This is a genomic window from Alteromonas sp. ABH4_452 (genome assembly GCF_056311825.1).
This window is the reverse complement of record NZ_CM149973.1, coordinates 2,660,446-2,676,101: the sequence shown is the minus strand read 5'-3', so window position 1 is coordinate 2,676,101 and position 15,656 is coordinate 2,660,446. Positions and strand designations below refer to the sequence as shown.

Annotated in this window: 15 protein-coding genes; 7 read left to right on the top strand and 8 right to left on the bottom strand. The window is 43.4% G+C overall.

Going from position 1 to position 15,656, the window contains the following annotated elements:
* Positions 1-30 precede the first annotated feature (30 nt).
* The 4 genes from trhO to ACYX4N_RS11465 all read left to right on the top strand — a co-directional run bounded on the left by trhO (position 31) and on the right by ACYX4N_RS11465 (position 3,280).
* Positions 31-1,026: an oxygen-dependent tRNA uridine(34) hydroxylase TrhO gene (trhO, locus tag ACYX4N_RS11480; protein ID WP_474806776.1), complete on the top strand. Its 996-nt coding sequence runs from the start codon at positions 31-33 to the stop codon at positions 1,024-1,026.
* A 58-nt stretch (positions 1,027-1,084) separates the two neighbouring features.
* On the top strand, positions 1,085-1,327 hold the full coding sequence (locus tag ACYX4N_RS11475; RefSeq protein WP_474806774.1) for an EF-hand domain-containing protein: 243 nt from the start codon (positions 1,085-1,087) through the stop codon (positions 1,325-1,327).
* Positions 1,328-1,692: 365 nt separating this feature from the next.
* Positions 1,693-2,751, top strand: coding sequence for a YHYH protein (locus tag ACYX4N_RS11470; RefSeq protein WP_476054098.1), 1,059 nt, complete (start codon positions 1,693-1,695; stop codon positions 2,749-2,751).
* Positions 2,752-2,824: 73 nt separating this feature from the next.
* Entirely contained in the window at positions 2,825-3,280 is a 456-nt protein-coding gene (locus ACYX4N_RS11465; protein WP_476054097.1) for a hypothetical protein, read from the top strand.
* A gap of 10 nt (positions 3,281-3,290) precedes the next feature.
* Here the strand turns inward: ACYX4N_RS11465 and ACYX4N_RS11460 are convergent, their stop codons facing one another.
* From ACYX4N_RS11460 to ACYX4N_RS11450, 3 genes are all read right to left on the bottom strand, one after another.
* Positions 3,291-4,616, bottom strand: a complete 1,326-nt coding sequence (locus tag ACYX4N_RS11460) for a DEAD/DEAH box helicase (RefSeq protein ID WP_476054096.1) — start codon at positions 4,614-4,616, stop codon at positions 3,291-3,293.
* A gap of 296 nt (positions 4,617-4,912) precedes the next feature.
* Positions 4,913-5,566, bottom strand: coding sequence for a CoA transferase subunit B (locus ACYX4N_RS11455; protein WP_476054095.1), 654 nt, complete (start codon positions 5,564-5,566; stop codon positions 4,913-4,915).
* Positions 5,566-6,273: a CoA transferase subunit A gene (locus ACYX4N_RS11450; RefSeq protein WP_474806766.1), complete on the bottom strand. Its 708-nt coding sequence runs from the start codon at positions 6,271-6,273 to the stop codon at positions 5,566-5,568. The genes ACYX4N_RS11455 and ACYX4N_RS11450 overlap by 1 nt, the downstream gene beginning before the upstream one ends.
* A gap of 120 nt (positions 6,274-6,393) precedes the next feature.
* Here ACYX4N_RS11450 and ACYX4N_RS11445 point away from each other — a divergent pair, with 120 nt between their 5' ends.
* Positions 6,394-7,287, top strand: coding sequence for a LysR family transcriptional regulator (locus tag ACYX4N_RS11445; protein ID WP_476054094.1), 894 nt, complete (start codon positions 6,394-6,396; stop codon positions 7,285-7,287).
* Positions 7,288-7,315: 28 nt separating this feature from the next.
* Here ACYX4N_RS11445 and ACYX4N_RS11440 read toward each other — a convergent pair whose 3' ends face one another.
* The gene (locus tag ACYX4N_RS11440; RefSeq protein ID WP_474806762.1) at positions 7,316-8,074 is read right to left on the bottom strand and encodes a hypothetical protein; all 759 of its coding nucleotides are present in this window, start codon (positions 8,072-8,074) and stop codon (positions 7,316-7,318) included.
* Between the two features lie 94 nt (positions 8,075-8,168).
* The gene (locus tag ACYX4N_RS11435) at positions 8,169-8,873 is read right to left on the bottom strand and encodes a sensor histidine kinase (protein WP_476054093.1); all 705 of its coding nucleotides are present in this window, start codon (positions 8,871-8,873) and stop codon (positions 8,169-8,171) included.
* 210 nt (positions 8,874-9,083) lie between these two features.
* Here ACYX4N_RS11435 and cysB point away from each other — a divergent pair, with 210 nt between their 5' ends.
* Positions 9,084-10,058: an HTH-type transcriptional regulator CysB gene (gene cysB, locus ACYX4N_RS11430; protein WP_118494818.1), complete on the top strand. Its 975-nt coding sequence runs from the start codon at positions 9,084-9,086 to the stop codon at positions 10,056-10,058.
* 83 nt (positions 10,059-10,141) lie between these two features.
* On the opposite strand, the gene ACYX4N_RS11425 is transcribed toward cysB, so the two are convergent.
* The 3 genes from ACYX4N_RS11425 to pabB all read right to left on the bottom strand — a co-directional run bounded on the left by ACYX4N_RS11425 (position 10,142) and on the right by pabB (position 13,781).
* Positions 10,142-11,515, bottom strand: coding sequence for an L-serine ammonia-lyase (locus tag ACYX4N_RS11425; RefSeq protein ID WP_476054092.1), 1,374 nt, complete (start codon positions 11,513-11,515; stop codon positions 10,142-10,144).
* A gap of 153 nt (positions 11,516-11,668) precedes the next feature.
* A complete protein-coding gene (locus ACYX4N_RS11420; protein WP_179983451.1) occupies positions 11,669-12,241 on the bottom strand; it encodes a CoA pyrophosphatase in 573 nt (190 codons plus the stop codon).
* A gap of 103 nt (positions 12,242-12,344) precedes the next feature.
* Entirely contained in the window at positions 12,345-13,781 is a 1,437-nt protein-coding gene (gene pabB, locus ACYX4N_RS11415) for an aminodeoxychorismate synthase component I (protein ID WP_476056440.1), read from the bottom strand.
* 267 nt (positions 13,782-14,048) lie between these two features.
* Here pabB and ACYX4N_RS11410 point away from each other — a divergent pair, with 267 nt between their 5' ends.
* A complete protein-coding gene (locus tag ACYX4N_RS11410) occupies positions 14,049-15,578 on the top strand; it encodes a fumarate hydratase (protein WP_476054091.1) in 1,530 nt (509 codons plus the stop codon).
* Positions 15,579-15,656: the final 78 nt, after the last annotated feature.

Genomic DNA, 15,656 nt, shown 5'->3' with positions numbered 1-15,656 from the left:
TCTTACGCTCCAATCAGCAAAGGTTAAAATATGTCTAAATATATTGTATGCGCAATGTATAAATTTGTTGCGCTTGAAAACTTTAAAGAAATCCGCCAGCCGCTTCTAGAAGCTATGGAAGCAAATGGTATCAAAGGTACACTTCTTCTTGCCCACGAAGGCATTAATGGCACTGTTTCAGGTACTCGCGAGGGTATCGACGCATTGCTTGCTTATCTGAATAGCGATGAGCGTATCAATCCTATCTCTTACAAAGAATCACTTCACGACGAACAGCCGTTCTATCGCACTAAGGTGAAACTTAAAAAAGAAATAGTGACCATGGGCGTTGAAGGTATCGACCCTCGCCAAACCGTAGGTACATACGTTAAGCCTAAAGACTGGAATGCACTGATAAGCGACCCAGATGTGACGGTAATCGACACCCGAAACGGTTATGAAATAGAAATTGGTACTTTCAAGAACGCCATCGACCCTAAAACCGACACGTTTCGTGAATTCCCGGAATACGTAGAAAAAGAACTCGACCCGACAAAAAATAAAAAAGTGGCCATGTTCTGTACTGGCGGCATTCGCTGTGAAAAATCGACAGCCTATTTGAAAGAGCAGGGGTTTGAAGAGGTTTACCACTTAGAAGGCGGCATTTTACAGTATCTTGAAGATGTACCAAAAGAAGAGTCTATGTGGGAAGGCGATTGTTTTGTATTCGATAATCGCGTTGCAGTAAACCACGACCTTGAAAAGAGTCATTACGAACAGTGCTACGCGTGTCGACTTCCTATTACCGCAGAAGACAAACAGAGCGATAAATATGAGCCTGGCGTAAGCTGCCCTCATTGCTACGGCACACATACTGACGAACAAATTGCTCGCTTTAGAGAACGCGAAAAGCAGGTTCAGTTAGCGAAAGAGCGTCAGCAGGAACACGTAGGTACTGAAGCGCGTTTGACCATGGAACAAAAGCGTAAGGAAAAAGCAGAAGCTCAACGTTTACGCGCACTTAAAGCAAAAGAAAATCAGGCGTAGACAGTCAGAAAGAAGGGCGTTACACTCGTGGTTATTGCAGTTGAAATAAGGAATGCGAGTGGACACTCAACTTTCAGAATCTAAAATTGAAGAAATTAGAAAGGACTTCAGCTTTTTCGATCGTGATGGCAATGGCCAAATCGATTTACCTGAGTTCATCGAGCTTCTAACCGTAATTTCACCAAAGACTAAAGCTAGCCACGTACAGGAAGGCTTTAAGCTTATCGATAGTAATGACGATGGTTACATCGACTTTGAAGAGTTTTTGGAGTGGTGGCAAGAAGGGTGGTGGGAGTATTAAGTTTACTTAGTAATACCTGCCCTTAGCTGAGGTTTTAAAACACACTTTCAACGTGTGGAGATAAAAAGCCTATGCCACGCAAATGATAAATGTAAAACGAGTCCTCCATCGGAGTGCTCGTTTTTTATTGCCCATGATTTACGCATTTTAGCGAACAACTTAAGCCGTCTCTCAAACAAACATGTCTAATAGTATAAAGGACATGAGCTTACCGTGGCGTAAAAATACTCACTAGAAACGGTGGTTTCTGCTAAAAATCCCTTCGAAATATGCGTTAAAACTGCACAATATGTAAAACAAAGGTTGCTAAAGTAGTCCTTATCATTTCCATATACAGTTAGTTAAAGGGCGGCTTGAAACACACTATGCGAATTGTAAACCTAATAATTCTATTTGGGCTGACTGGGCAACTTATTGCTTGCGGTTCAGAAGACTCAGGTAACTCAGACAGTGACGTCGTTGCCGAGACCGACAGCTCGACCAATACTTCAGATGAAAACACTACCAATGTAATAGTGTTTGACCCCAATCTTTTTTCCTCATTTTCTCAAATCAGTCCATTTGAGCTAGTGGACTGTACATTGTCAAATGGTGAGGACTCTCAATGTTACACTGCGGTATATGAAAATGTTCGCGAAACCCGAACGGTTATATGTCCAGAAAACGTAGGTGAAGTTGGCGGATTGGGTATATATGACGGCACAACGAACCCGGGTATACGGGTTTTAGATGATGATTTATGGGCAGATTTCGCATCAGACGGTTACGATATTATAAATGATGATGGCACGATAAATATTCAAGTACCTGAAGGCGGCCCCGGTACTGGTTTTATTGAGGCGGGCTCCGGCATAAGTGGCTCGTGTTTAGATGCAGAGTTAGACGAAACCTATCAGATCACTTACACCATTCCGGCTTACCCGACAAAAGCAACTTCTGTTGCGACTACGAATTCACTGGAATATTGGGGTTTATCGTTAGATGGCTTTCCATTTGCTGAAAAGCCACCTGGTGCGGCGAGTCAAGTTGGTGTTGCAATCCCTGGATTAGACAGCTGTGGCGGGCATCCACAACCTGATGGCCCGTATCACTACCATTTAGTACCCCATGTCATCGACGATTTACTCGCGCAGAATGACATAACTAAGGTGGTTTGTGAGTACATTCCACAAACTGACAATACCATTTTAGGCTACGCTAGAGACGGGTTTCCTATATATGGTACTCGAGATACTGACGATACAATTCCTAACGATCTAGACCAATGTCAAGGTCATACCCATTCCGCTGACGATGACAATGAAACTTATCATTATCATATTACCAATGAACTTAGTCCATCTACCGATACTGGATACACTAACATCCTCCCTTGCACTGTTGGCGAAACAGCAGAAAACAATGGGTTTGCTCGTTATGAATAGTGAAAATAATAAGTGGATACTCTGGTATCAATACAAGCTAATGTTTTATAGTTTGTGTTTAATCGGGAGCTTGTTGAGTAACAGTGCTTATTCTCACAATACCCAACAAGCCAGCTTCAATGTCATTCTTAACGGCACCGAAAGTTACATCGACCTTTATTTGTCCCAATATGGAGTAGAGCAAGCATTAAAAGCAAGCCAGCCTTCGTCAGAGAGTAATGATACTGATAGCACGGCTTTTAAGCAGCGCTTAATTAAGCATATCAAAGACAATACACGACTGTTTGTGAACGGCCGTACTATTACGTATGGTATGGGGATGCTAAAACTCGGTAGCCATGAAACCCGTGCTCGGCTAAAGCTAAACAATGTTCCAGAAGTAATTTCTGAGATTGAAGCTAAGGTAACGTGCTTTAGCAACAATACCCATCAAGTCAATGTGCTTAGCATCACACACAACGGCACTGAAAAACGCTACCGCTTAAGCGACGAAAATAAATATGAAATAGCCTTTTCTTGGGCTAGCTAACAAGTAGTTTTTACTCGTCCTCGTCCTGCTGTGTATTTCTTGGTTTGCGTTTAACAGGAACCATTCCGATATCTTCACCCAACATGGTATCAACGCGCTTTTTCGCGTTTCTTTTAACAGGTTTAGCCACACGCTTTTTGCCGTTTTGCGCGTTGGCTTTTTTCGACACTTTTTTCTTTGGTTTGAAACCCTTGAACGAGGCTGAGAATTCGTCGTGCGGTGAGCATTCTAATGCATATTGAAGGTGATTCTTAAGCCCTTCAAAACTGTTCCAGTCACGTGGGCCAATTAACGAGAAAGCTTCGCCTTTTTGCCCAGCACGGCCAGTACGGCCGATACGGTGAATATACTCATCGGCGTTTTTCGGTAGGTCGAAGTTAACTACCAAGCCAACTTTTGACAGGTCCAGACCACGGGAGGCGAGGTCGGTGGTAACCAAAATACTGTGCTGCCCACGAGCAAATGCACTCATTACTGCTGCGCGTTGGCTTTGTAGCATATCACCACGAAGAGCAATAGCTTCTAAATTCTCTTCGTTAAGCAATGCTGCAATTCTATCGGTATCTTCACGGGTAGCAGTAAATACGATAGCTTGGTTGTAGGTACGATTGGCCAGCTCAAACTGTAAGATTTGATCTTTGTTATCAACGTTGTCTGCAAAGAAGCACTTCTGCTCAATGTCGCCATGCTCTGCCGTTGAGTCTCCTACAGCAACGCGAACAGCGCCTTGGGTCAACTGCGTTGTCATGTGCTTAAGCTCAATATTATCGAGCGTGGCAGAAAACAGCATAGTTTGACGTTTTCTGTGATCAGCATAGTCGTTGATCATTTTAAGCTGAGCAGAGAAGCCTAAATCCAACATGCGGTCGGCTTCATCAAAAATTAGCAACTCTAGACCGTTCAGATACACGCTTTTGTCTAAAAGGTGATCGGCAACACGACCAGCTGTACCCACGATGATATGAGGGTTGCGTCGAAGCGCTTTAACTTGGTCGTTGTAGTTTTCGCCGCCCACAATAAGCGAACACGTAAGGTTTAAGCCCGTGCACATTGACTTGGCTTCAATGAAAACTTGTTTAGCGAGTTCACGTGTAGGAGCAAGGATAAGTGCACGCGGGTCTTGTCTGCTTAATGCTTTTTGCGACAATAGCCGGTTTAAAGCAGGTACTAAAAAGGCGAAGGTTTTACCTGACCCTGTTTTTGAAGACGCGATAATATCCTTACCCTGTATGGCAGGAAGCATAGTACGCTCTTGAATTTCGGTTAGCGTCGAAATGTTTTTCGTTTCGAGCTTTGAAATAATTTTATGATGGACAGGTAAATCAGTAACTAGCAAGAAAGGTGAGCCTTTTTAAAAATAACGTTCATGCGCATTATCCCTTAATGCAAAGTGTATTAAAAGGCTTATTGCGCCTCACGCTATAAACTCGGATGTGTGGCACTGATAACGAACAAATAACACCTGTAATCCTGTATAAGGGGCAGGATAGTTTTAGAATAAACGAATTGGCATGTTGCCTTGCGAGCCGCGCTTACCTTGAACACACAATGTGCTACTTGGTAAGCGCGAGCGATTTAGACGTAATTGTATAATGTTGTATGTAAGCGTTTCATGTGTTCTTGTTGAACGTACTAAAACTGCATCTCTGGTACGTTTTCAGGTACAACAAGGTTTCCACCGGTTTTCTCTTTGATTTCATCCACGCTCACCCCTGGTGCACGTTCTTGAAGAACGAAGGCGCCGTCCTCGACGCTCAGCACTGCTAAGTCAGTAATTATGCGTGTGATACAGTTCACGCCGGTTAACGGTAATGTACATTCGCTTAGTAACTTAGGGTTACCGCTTTTATCGGTATGGGTCATGGTAACAATTATGTTTTTCGCGCCAGCAACAAGGTCCATGGCGCCGCCCATACCTTTAACCAGTTTGCCCGGTATCATCCATGAGGCAATATTGCCCGATACATCAACTTCAAATGCACCTAGCACAGTAAAATCTACGTGTCCGCCACGGATCATGGCAAAGCTCTCGGCACTGTTGAATATCGAAGCGCCGGTTATAGCCGTCACCGTCTCTTTACCTGCGTTTATCATGTCGGCGTCGACTTCACTTTCAGTAGGGTAACGGCCCATTCCTAAAAGGCCGTTTTCCGACTGCAGCATAACGCTGATATCATCGGGGACATAATTAGCCGCAAGGGTAGGGATACCTATGCCTAAATTCACGTAATCGCCATCTTTGAATTCTTGGGCTACGCGCATTGCAATCTGTTCTCTACTAAGCATTATACGGTCTCCTTGCTAACTACACGACGTTCTATACGTTTCTCAAATGACCCTTTAATAACGCGGTTTACATAAATTCCTGGGGTGTGGATCTCGCTAGGGTTTAGCTCGCCAGGCTCTACAATTTCTTCTGCTTCCACAACAGTGATCTTGCCGGCGGTTGCCGCCATAGGGTTAAAGTTCTGTGCAGTGTGGCGATAAACACAATTACCGTAGGTATCTGCTTTCCAAGCCTTTACAATTGCAAAGTCGCCAGTAATGGCATGCTCAAGAATATAAGGGCGTCCATCAAATTCTTTAACTTCTTTCCCTTCGCCGACCGGCGTGCCATAACCTGTGGCAGTGTAAAACGCGGGGATTCCTGCGCCACCAGCTCGCATTTTTTCAGCTAACGTGCCTTGTGGGGTAAGTTCAACTTCTAACTCGCCATTAAGCAATTGTTTCTCAAACAATGCATTTTCACCGACATAGGAGGACACCATTTTTGATATTTGTTTATCTTCTAACAATAGGCCTAACCCAAAACCGTCCACACCACAATTGTTAGACACTACCGTAAGGCCTGACACTCCCAACGTCTTAATTTGACTAATTAGGCCTTCTGGAATTCCACAAAGGCCGAAGCCTCCAGCAATAACCGTCATCCCGTCTTCAAGCCCTTTCATGGCTTCATCGTACGAGGATACAACTTTGTTAAACCCTGCCATTTCTTATCTCCAACACTATTGTTAAAAATAAGTATCAGCATTGTTGCAAGATATGTAAAATCGAATTAATCTTTTAATTGATAAATATTATTTATTAATAAGTTGTAGAGGACTGCATTTATGGATGTTTCATACCGTCAAGTAAAGGCGTTTGTTGAAGTGGCCAAGTCTTCAACGTTTGCCGAAGCTGCAGTGAACCTGCACTTGACCCAGCCGGCTTTGTCTTCTGCGATAAAAAAAATGGAAGAGCAATTAGGCGGTAAGTTGTTTCAGCGTAATACACGTAACGTAAGCTTGACGCCTGAAGGAGAGGTATTATTTCCAAACGCGCTGCGTTTACTTCATGACTGGGACAACACTTTTTCAGACATGCAAAACCTATTTGCTATGGCTAAGGGTCAACTCACTGTTTGTGCTATGCCTTCGTTTGCTGAGTCACACTTACCCAACATATTATCAATGTTTCACCAGCGCATTCCTAACGTAAACCTAAGAATAGTAGACGTTGTTATGGAACAGGTTATTCACGAAGTAACTACCGGGCGCAGTGAAATAGGCTTTTCTTTCGAGCCAGAACGCAAAGACGGCCTTGTATTTAACAGCCTTTTTACCGATGAGTTTGTTGTGGTAGGAAATAAAGGGTTATTGTCTAGCTTGGGTAAATCACTTAATTGGAAGGATTGTCTCCAGTTCCCTTTGGTGATGATGAACCGTGGTTCTGCGGTACGTCACTGGACGCAGTCTAAGCTTCAGCAGTTCGGCGAGTTGAATATTATTGCAGAGACAGGTCAGCTATCTACCCTTGGGAAGCTTATACAAAATGGCTTAGGCATATCTATTATGCCTGCTATTTGTAAAGATCAAATGGAGGGGCTTGGTCTTGTAGCACAAAGTATTGCTGATGAGCCTTTAGTGAAAAATATAGGAATAATCAAAAACGCAAGAAAGGGCTTGTCGTTACCAGCTCAGTCTTTGTGGGACTTGGCCATTGCGCATTATGCACAAACGACATAACACGCAACGTAATTGATGAGAGTAGGGACTACCATTTCTTTTTAGGAGCAAATAGCTCGTCCAGTTCGTCTCTTTCCTCTTCTTGCTTTTTAGCGCGGTCTTTTTCGTTCACGCTCTTAAGATTGCTTTGAATTTCGTTAAGCCACTCGTTAAGTGTGGAAAGTTTAGATGCAGAGTATTCATCCTGTGGGTTCTGATTTTCCAGCGCTGTTTTGGCTTTTTCAAAATATTGTCTTGCTGAACCCAACATATTGGTTTGCAGTGCTGCGCGGCCGCGCTTAATAAGCGTCTCTACGTTTACTTTGACCTGCAAACGTTCCAATTGCTTATCTTCATCCATAAATACTTTTGAATCAATTTGCCCTTTGCTATGTTCAGAGCGAAGCACAATGCGCAGTTTCTTAACTGCTTGAATGTACTGAATTATCATTTTATCGTTATCAGGCAACGAAAACTCTGAAACGCCAGTCGACTTGTCTGAGAGCGCCGCTGCTGTAGCTTGCTCGCTACTCGCTATCCGTTGTTTTAATTCTGCGGTGCTCGATAATTCATTCATGGTTTTGAGTGCATTAAGAATGCGATTGTGAAGAATACCCATGATCCGTGAAGAAACCGGCATATTTACACTTGCAGCGATAATGTTCTCGGTTTCATCAACAATAGTGCGCTGTTTGGCTAACTCGGTGCGACGCTCGGCGTCTTGCTTTTGACGATGTTGTTGAATTGCATTAATGAAAATAGCTGCGATTAGCAAAACAACAATTAAAATAATAATAATCACGTACATGCGTGTGTTTCCGTCTGTTTTTACATCTTATAACGTCAGTTTTTTATCAACCACGAGCGTTACTTTTTGAATTATCTATTGTTATCGGACAATCTTACGGTATTTTTACTTCAAATACACTCCCGCCTAGGCTTCCACCGTTATAAAGGGTAATCGTTCCTATTCTGTCGCCTTGAGAATGGGCGCTTGCAATGAGTTTAGCAAAGAACAGTCCGAGGCCTGTTCTACCTTGGCTTAATTCAAAGTCACATAGCGCGTCGTGGCTTTTAGACAACATTGCTTCGGGGTATCCACTCCCATCATCTTCAACCCTTAAAATCATAAATTCATCTTCATCAATACGGGCTGAAACAAGTATCTTCGAGGTGCCATAGCGCATTGCATTTATAATCACATCGTTTAAGAGCAAATAAATTAGCTCACTGTCTAAATACCAACTGAGGTCCTCTTCAGCATCGACGGTAATTTCTATATTTTTCTGAGAGACGTAGAGTGCGTTGGAGCCGACAACATCCTCAACTAAATCTTTGACAAAACTTTCATCAACCGTGATAGGCAGGCTTTCTAATTCTGCTCGATATAAAGAGAGTATCTGAACAAGATTCGTGTTTAGCCTTGATGCTTCATAATGGACACTTGCTACTTGTTCTCTTGCTTCAGTGTTTTGCGGTGAAAGCGAATCACTCAATGTTTCAATAGATTGAATTAAAAGAAATAGTGAATTCTTCATATCGTGTACAGCAGCAGCTAATACAGATGAAAAATCGATTGAAGATGTAACTTGTTTACTACTGCTCATTATCTATTAAACGCCGTGCGACTCTTTAACCCTAAACATACTGTAGAAGAGATTAGAAAATGAAGGGCAAATTACGCGTAAATTTGTAAAAAAATGAATTAAATTCAACTTTATAATGCTAATTTTGTAATAGCAACTAGTAAAAAACCGTAGTTTTGGTTATAACGGAGGGAGTAAAGTGTCAGTCGATCCCATAATACGGTGTAAAATATGAAGCTACAGCAACTACGGTATATCGTAGAAGTTCTCAATAATAATTTGAATGTGTCTGCAACGGCAGAAAGTTTGTATACCTCACAGCCAGGTATTAGCAAGCAAGTGCGTATGCTAGAGGACGAATTAGGCGTTCAAATTTTTGGCCGTAGCGGAAAGCACCTTACTCACGTAACCGACGCGGGTAATGATGTAATCAACATTGCTCGAGAGATTCTTGCGAAAGTAGAAAGCATCAAAGCCGTTGCTAGAGAACATACACTTCCCGACCAAGGCAAGCTGAATATCGCTACCACGCACACTCAGGCACGCTATGCGTTACCAGACGTGATCCAAGGTTTTATGACAAAGTACCCCAAGGTGTCGTTACACATGCACCAAGGTACGCCTTCTCAAATTAGCGACCTAGCCGCTAAAGGCGAAGCTGACTTTGCTATCGCCACTGAAGCGCTTCACTTGTACAACGATTTAGTTATGCTGCCGTGTTATCACTGGAATCGCAGCGTAATTGTAAACAAAGATCACCCGCTTTCTAAAAAGGGCACAATAGATATTTCAGACATTGCAAAGTATCCGTTAGTGACTTACGTGTTCGGATTTACAGGTCGCTCAGAATTAGACCAGGCTTTTGAAAGAGCAGGGCTGACACCAAAAATTGTTTTCACGGCTACAGATGCCGACGTAATTAAAACTTATGTGCGCTTGGGTGTAGGTATTGGAGTAATCGCGTCGATGGCCGTTAGCGAAGAGTTAGACGATGACTTGGTTAAAATAGACGCGAGCCACCTGTTTGATTACAGCACCACAAAGATTGGCTTCAGGAAAGGTTCATTCCTTAGAAGTTACATGTATGACTTCATTGAGCGATTTGCGCCTCACCTTACCAAAGACAAGGTGGAAAAAGCCATGATGCTGAAAAATAATGAAGAAGTTGAAAAAATGTTCAAAGGCGTGACGTTACCAGTTAAGTAACGTTGTGAAAAACCAAGACGAATGAAAAAAGGGGCTGTCGCCCCTTTTTTGTTTTTTAATCTTTGTTCATAGTGGGCTTACGATTAACACTCGATGATATTTACCGCGAGACCGCCTCGCGCTGTTTCTTTGTATTTTGTCTTCATATCGTTACCCGTATCACGCATCGTTTTAATGACTTTATCTAGTGACACTTTTTGCTCACCTGTACCGCGTAGCGCAAGGCGAGAAGCATTTATTGCTTTTATTGCACCCATAGCATTACGCTCAATACATGGAACTTGCACCAAGCCACCTACAGGATCACAGGTTAATCCAAGGTTGTGTTCCATGCCGATTTCAGCAGCATTTTCTACGGATGCCGCTGTTCCGCCCATTATCTCGGCAAGGGCGCCTGCAGCCATTGAGCATGCAACACCCACTTCTCCTTGGCAACCAACTTCAGCGCCAGAGATAGATGCGTTCTCTTTGTAAAGTATGCCAATGGCTCCAGCGGTAAGAAGAAAGCGGCTTGCTACTTCTTCATCAACAGGTCGAATAAATTTATCTACGTATTGAAGTACGGCGGGGATAATACCTGCGGCACCGTTAGTAGGCGCGGTTACAACACGCCCTCCCGCAGCATTTTCTTCGTTTACTGCCAAAGCAAAAAGGTTCACCCAATCCATAGTTTGCATAGGATCGTTCGTATGCTCGGTTTGAAGGCGACGATAAAGCCCAGGTGCGCGACGCACTACCTTTAGGCCTCCAGGCAGTATTCCTTCGCTCTCAATACCGCGTTGAATACAAGCTTTCATTACTAACCAAATATGATGTAACTGTTGCTTTACTTCATGTTTCGGTCTAAAAGTCGTTTCGTTACGCAGCATTAAAGAGCTAATACTTAAACCGTTGTTCTTACACAGCGCAAGTAATTCTTCAGCGGTTTTAAAAGGGAAGGGCACCGAAGCTTGAAGGCTGGCGGCATGCGCTTTAGTTGCGTCAAAATCTTCGTCTTTGATAATAAAGCCGCCACCTATGCTGTAATAGGTTTGCTCTTTAACCAGCTCATCTTTTGAGTAAGCGTAAAACGTCAGTGCATTAGCATGTTTGGGCAGTGTCTTACGGCGATGAAATACAATCGCATTTTTATTGGGGAAGCGGACTTGCTTCTGGCCATTGAGACAAAGTAGTTCGGAATTACGAATATCCTCGAGTTTGCTGTCAATAGTGTCTACATCCACTACGTCGGGAATTTCGCCTAACAAACCTAGGATGACAGCTTTCCCGGTACCGTGTCCGATGCCAGTTTGACCTAGTGACCCAAATAGCTCAACTTTTACGCTATCAACTGAATCGAAAAGCGCAGTATCTTGTGCAAGTTCAGAAACGAACTCGGCACCTGCTTTCATCGGTCCTACTGTGTGCGAACTTGATGGGCCAATACCCACACTGAACATATCGAATACACTGATCATAAACATTCATAAATTAAAACTAAGTAATATTAAGATCATGCATCTACTACGTTAAAAGCTCAATACAGAAATGCTAATAGTGAGATTAGTTTTGCTAATAGGCTGTAAAGTTTAATTTATAGGGCCTCAGACAAGGCTGCCTAATTTTCGATATCAGGGATGAATATGGTGCGACAGATTTCGTAGCATAGCAGCTGTTGCGCCCCAAATCATACGGTGCTGCCAAGGAATAAAGTATATAGGAAAAGTTTTGTTATTGCGGTGAGTATTATGGACTAGGTGGTTCTTTCTATCTAACACATGAGCAAGCGGGACTTCGAAAGCGCTCTCTACTTCATTCTTATCGATGACCGGTGTGAAGTCTGGATTTACAAAGCCCACAACAGGAGCTATTTCATAACCACTAATTGTTCTATATTTTGGCAGCATGCCAATAACATCTACGTGAGTAGACGGAAGGCCAACTTCTTCTTCTGCTTCGCGAAGCGCAGCGGCAAAAAAAGAATTGTCGGTTTCATCCACCGCTCCACCCGGAAAGCTGATTTGGCCGGGGTGATGTTTCAGATGATGTGCACGTTCAGTTAACAGAAGCTGTAGAGAGTTGCCATAGTCTATCAAAGGTATTAACACCGCCGCGGGTCGTCCTGTTTTCTTTAAAGGAAAGTCAGGCTCAGTGTGAGTCAGCCTTAAGTGATGAAATTGTGATAGAAATTCGCTTTTTTTCATAGATACTAATTATTTATAAGTCACAATCCAACGCAAGTTACAAACCAGGGCAAGTCAAAAGCCAGATATTAAGCTTGCCGTTAGAGCGCATAAAACTGTTCTGTTACTGATTCATCATTGCTAGCACGGGCAGTATTTTTGATACCTTATCAAGTGTTTCCTGGTATTCTTCACTTGGTACAGAGTCTAGCACGATACCACCGCCTGCCCAGCAATGTAATCTATTGTTCTCAGCTAACACCGTGCGTATACAGATACTTGAATCCATATCTTCTCGGTACCCCATATAAAACACGCTGCCACAATATATATGGCGACGATGGGGTTCTAGTTCATCAATCACTTCCATAGCGCGTATCTTAGGTGCACCGGTAATTGAACCGCCTGGGAAGGCAGATGCTAAAAGCGCTAAAGGCGACGACGCGTCGTTTAATTCGCCTGTTACGGTACTAACTAGGTGGTGCACGGCTTCATAACTTTCAAGTGCAAAGAGCGAGGGTACTTTTACTGTGTGGGGCTTGCAGTGTTTTGAAACATCGTTACGAAGCAGGTCCACAATCATAAGGTTTTCGGCACGATCTTTTTCGGCGTTAAGCAAACTCTGTGCACTGGCTTTATCTTTTTCAATATCTTCAAAGCGAGGGCGAGTGCCCTTAATGGGCTTAGTTTCTACAACCTTGTTTTTCACACGTAAAAAACGTTCAGGTGAAATAGACGCTATACAGCCTTGTGGCAGGTTGTAATAGGCAGAAAAGGGCGCTTGATTCTGATTACGTAACTCGCAATATGCCTGCCACATGCTTCCTTCAAACTCCGCACTAAATCGCTGTGCCATATTTACCTGATAGCAGTCGCCGGCACGAAGATAAGCGTTAATTTTACCTAAACATGTTTCGTAGGCGTCTTTCGATAGATTAGATTCAAAGGGCGATGTGAGCTTAAAATCCTTAGATGTTGCTACTTGCTTTAACGACTTAAATACTTGCGACAACGGACGATTATCTGTGCTGCAAAAATAGATATATCCGGTTTGGGTGTCTTCAATAAGTGAGTACAAGTACAAGCCAACGGTGAAATCAGGTGTACTGTAGTCGCTTTGAGCCATACTGGGTAATGTTTCATAGAATCGACCGGTGTCATATCCAGCCATTCCTGCTACACCAACAATGAAAGGTAAGTGGGTAGTGTCAAAAGTAGCCTTTACTTCGATAGATTCGACTTTGGCATGCAAATGCGCTTGAACCGCTTCGAAAGGCCGCATGTTAAGACGCTGGCGTGAAGAGGTGTGTAAATCGATTAGTTCTGTTTGTTCACCTTTCGCCTCAATGACAGCGGTAGGTGAAAAGGCCATTATATTAAACCGGCCATCGCTCTTAGAAGAACCTGAAGTGTCGAATAAAATAGCGTAAGGCTGCGCAGATACTTGTTCAAATAATTTATTGAAAACTGCAGTGTTATCGCAGTCTAGCGCAAATTCGTTGACTAACTCCTGTTGAGTAAAACGGGTGACATGAACATTGATAGTATCTGCGTGTGGCATAGGTTTTTCTGTACTTCTTTTCATCTAGGCCGTCGCGTGCTTAAAAGCAGAAAAGAACGACCGCCAATTTGTAACTGACACTTGCAAACAAGTGTTTTTATTGTCGCTATTACAACGCTTTCTAATGCGTATAACTAATATAGCGCGTAAAAATATCTGGAATTAGCCCCAAGCACATGGTTTTGCATGGTGCGATGTCTTGAGATGCGCTAGTATACGCTTTTTTAGCTAGCTAAGACCACGAAAGCCAAATAAAAAGAGGATGTCATGACCGTTATCCGTCAACAAGACTTCATTGACAGCATTGAAGATGCCCTGCAGTTTATTTCTTACTATCACCCACTCGACTATGTTAAGGCCGTAGAAGAAGCGTACAACAAAGAGAAGAGCCAAGCCGCGAAAGATGCAATGGCCCAAATTCTTATCAACTCGCGTATGTCGGCCGAAGGAAAGCGCCCATTGTGTCAAGACACCGGGATTGTAACCTGCTTCGTTAAAGTGGGTATGGGCGTAACATGGGACAAAACTGACATGACCGTTCAAGAAATGGTTGATGAAGGTACACGCCGCGCTTATCTTAATCCTGACAACCCGCTTCGTGCATCTATCGTTGCTGACCCGGCTGGTGCGCGCAAAAACACGAAAGATAACACGCCATCTGTAGTTCACATCGACATGGTTGCGGGTAAAAAGATTGAAGTAATGATCGCAGCAAAAGGCGGCGGTTCAGAGAATAAATCTAAAATGGTTATGCTAAACCCAAGCGATGATATTGCTGATTGGGTTGTTAAAACATTGCCTACAATGGGGGCAGGATGGTGTCCTCCTGGTATGTTGGGTATAGGCATTGGCGGTACCGCTGAAAAAGCTGCAGTACTTGCTAAAGAAAGCCTTATGGACCCAGTAGATATTCAAGAGCTTATTGAACGTGGCCCTCAAACTACTGATGAAAAACTTCGCTTAGAAATTTTTGACCGAGTTAACAAACTGGGTATTGGCGCACAGGGCTTAGGCGGTTTGACGACCGTTGTTGACGTTAAAATTAAGTCTCTGCCTACTCATGCTGCATCTAAGCCAGTGGCTATGATCCCTAACTGTGCCGCTACACGTCACGCACACTTTTATCTAGATGGGTCAGGTCCAGCAGAACTTACGCCGCCTAAGCTTGAAGATTGGCCAGAAGTAACGTGGGAAGTGAGTGAAAACACCCGCCGCGTGAACCTTGATGAAGTGACCAAAGAAGACATTCAAGAGTGGAAAGTAGGCGAAACGGTATTACTATCAGGTAAAATGCTTACTGGCCGTGATGCCGCACATAAACGCATTCAAACCATGATGGAAAATGGTGAAGGCCTTCCAGAAGGTGTTGACCTAACCAATCGCTTTATCTATTACGTGGGTCCGGTTGACGCTGTAGGTGACGAAGTAGTGGGTCCGGCTGGCCCTACAACAGCGACGCGTATGGATAAGTTCACAGACATGATGCTTGAACAAACAGGTCTTATCGGCATGATTGGTAAAGCAGAGCGTGGCCCAGCAACGGTTGACTCCATTGCAAAACACAAAGCTGTGTATCTTATGGCAGTAGGCGGTGCAGCTTATCTGGTATCGAAAGCGATTAAGAATTCACGCGTTGTGGCATTTGAAGATTTAGGTATGGAAGCAATCTACGAGTTTGACGTAGAAGACATGCCGGTAACCGTTGCTGTAGACAGCACGGGTGCCAATGCACATAAGAATGGCCCTGCTATTTGGAAAGCTAAAATAGAAGAGCTTGACGCTTCACTTTCTAAATAGTGAGTTACGGTGAGGCTTTTGCAAAGTTTTTACAAATAACTTGGCTAACGCGAAAATCATCACGAAGTGAGATTATTT

Bases quoted from the DNA above. Each gene is read 5' to 3' on its own strand.
- ACYX4N_RS11420 (WP_179983451.1), bottom strand. From the start codon at position 12,241: ATGAAAAAAAGCGAATTTCTATCACAATTTCATCACTTAAGGCTGACT.
- cysB (WP_118494818.1), top strand. From the start codon at position 9,084: ATGAAGCTACAGCAACTACGGTATATCGTAGAAGTTCTCAATAATAAT.
- ACYX4N_RS11410 (WP_476054091.1), top strand. From the start codon at position 14,049: ATGACCGTTATCCGTCAACAAGACTTCATTGACAGCATTGAAGATGCC.
- ACYX4N_RS11450 (WP_474806766.1), bottom strand. From the start codon at position 6,273: ATGGCAGGGTTTAACAAAGTTGTATCCTCGTACGATGAAGCCATGAAA.
- pabB (WP_476056440.1), bottom strand. From the start codon at position 13,781: ATGCCACACGCAGATACTATCAATGTTCATGTCACCCGTTTTACTCAA.
- trhO (WP_474806776.1), top strand. From the start codon at position 31: ATGTCTAAATATATTGTATGCGCAATGTATAAATTTGTTGCGCTTGAA.
- ACYX4N_RS11445 (WP_476054094.1), top strand. From the start codon at position 6,394: ATGGATGTTTCATACCGTCAAGTAAAGGCGTTTGTTGAAGTGGCCAAG.
- ACYX4N_RS11425 (WP_476054092.1), bottom strand. From the start codon at position 11,515: ATGATCAGTGTATTCGATATGTTCAGTGTGGGTATTGGCCCATCAAGT.
- ACYX4N_RS11440 (WP_474806762.1), bottom strand. From the start codon at position 8,074: ATGTACGTGATTATTATTATTTTAATTGTTGTTTTGCTAATCGCAGCT.
- ACYX4N_RS11435 (WP_476054093.1), bottom strand. From the start codon at position 8,873: ATGAGCAGTAGTAAACAAGTTACATCTTCAATCGATTTTTCATCTGTA.
- ACYX4N_RS11455 (WP_476054095.1), bottom strand. From the start codon at position 5,566: ATGCTTAGTAGAGAACAGATTGCAATGCGCGTAGCCCAAGAATTCAAA.
- ACYX4N_RS11470 (WP_476054098.1), top strand. From the start codon at position 1,693: ATGCGAATTGTAAACCTAATAATTCTATTTGGGCTGACTGGGCAACTT.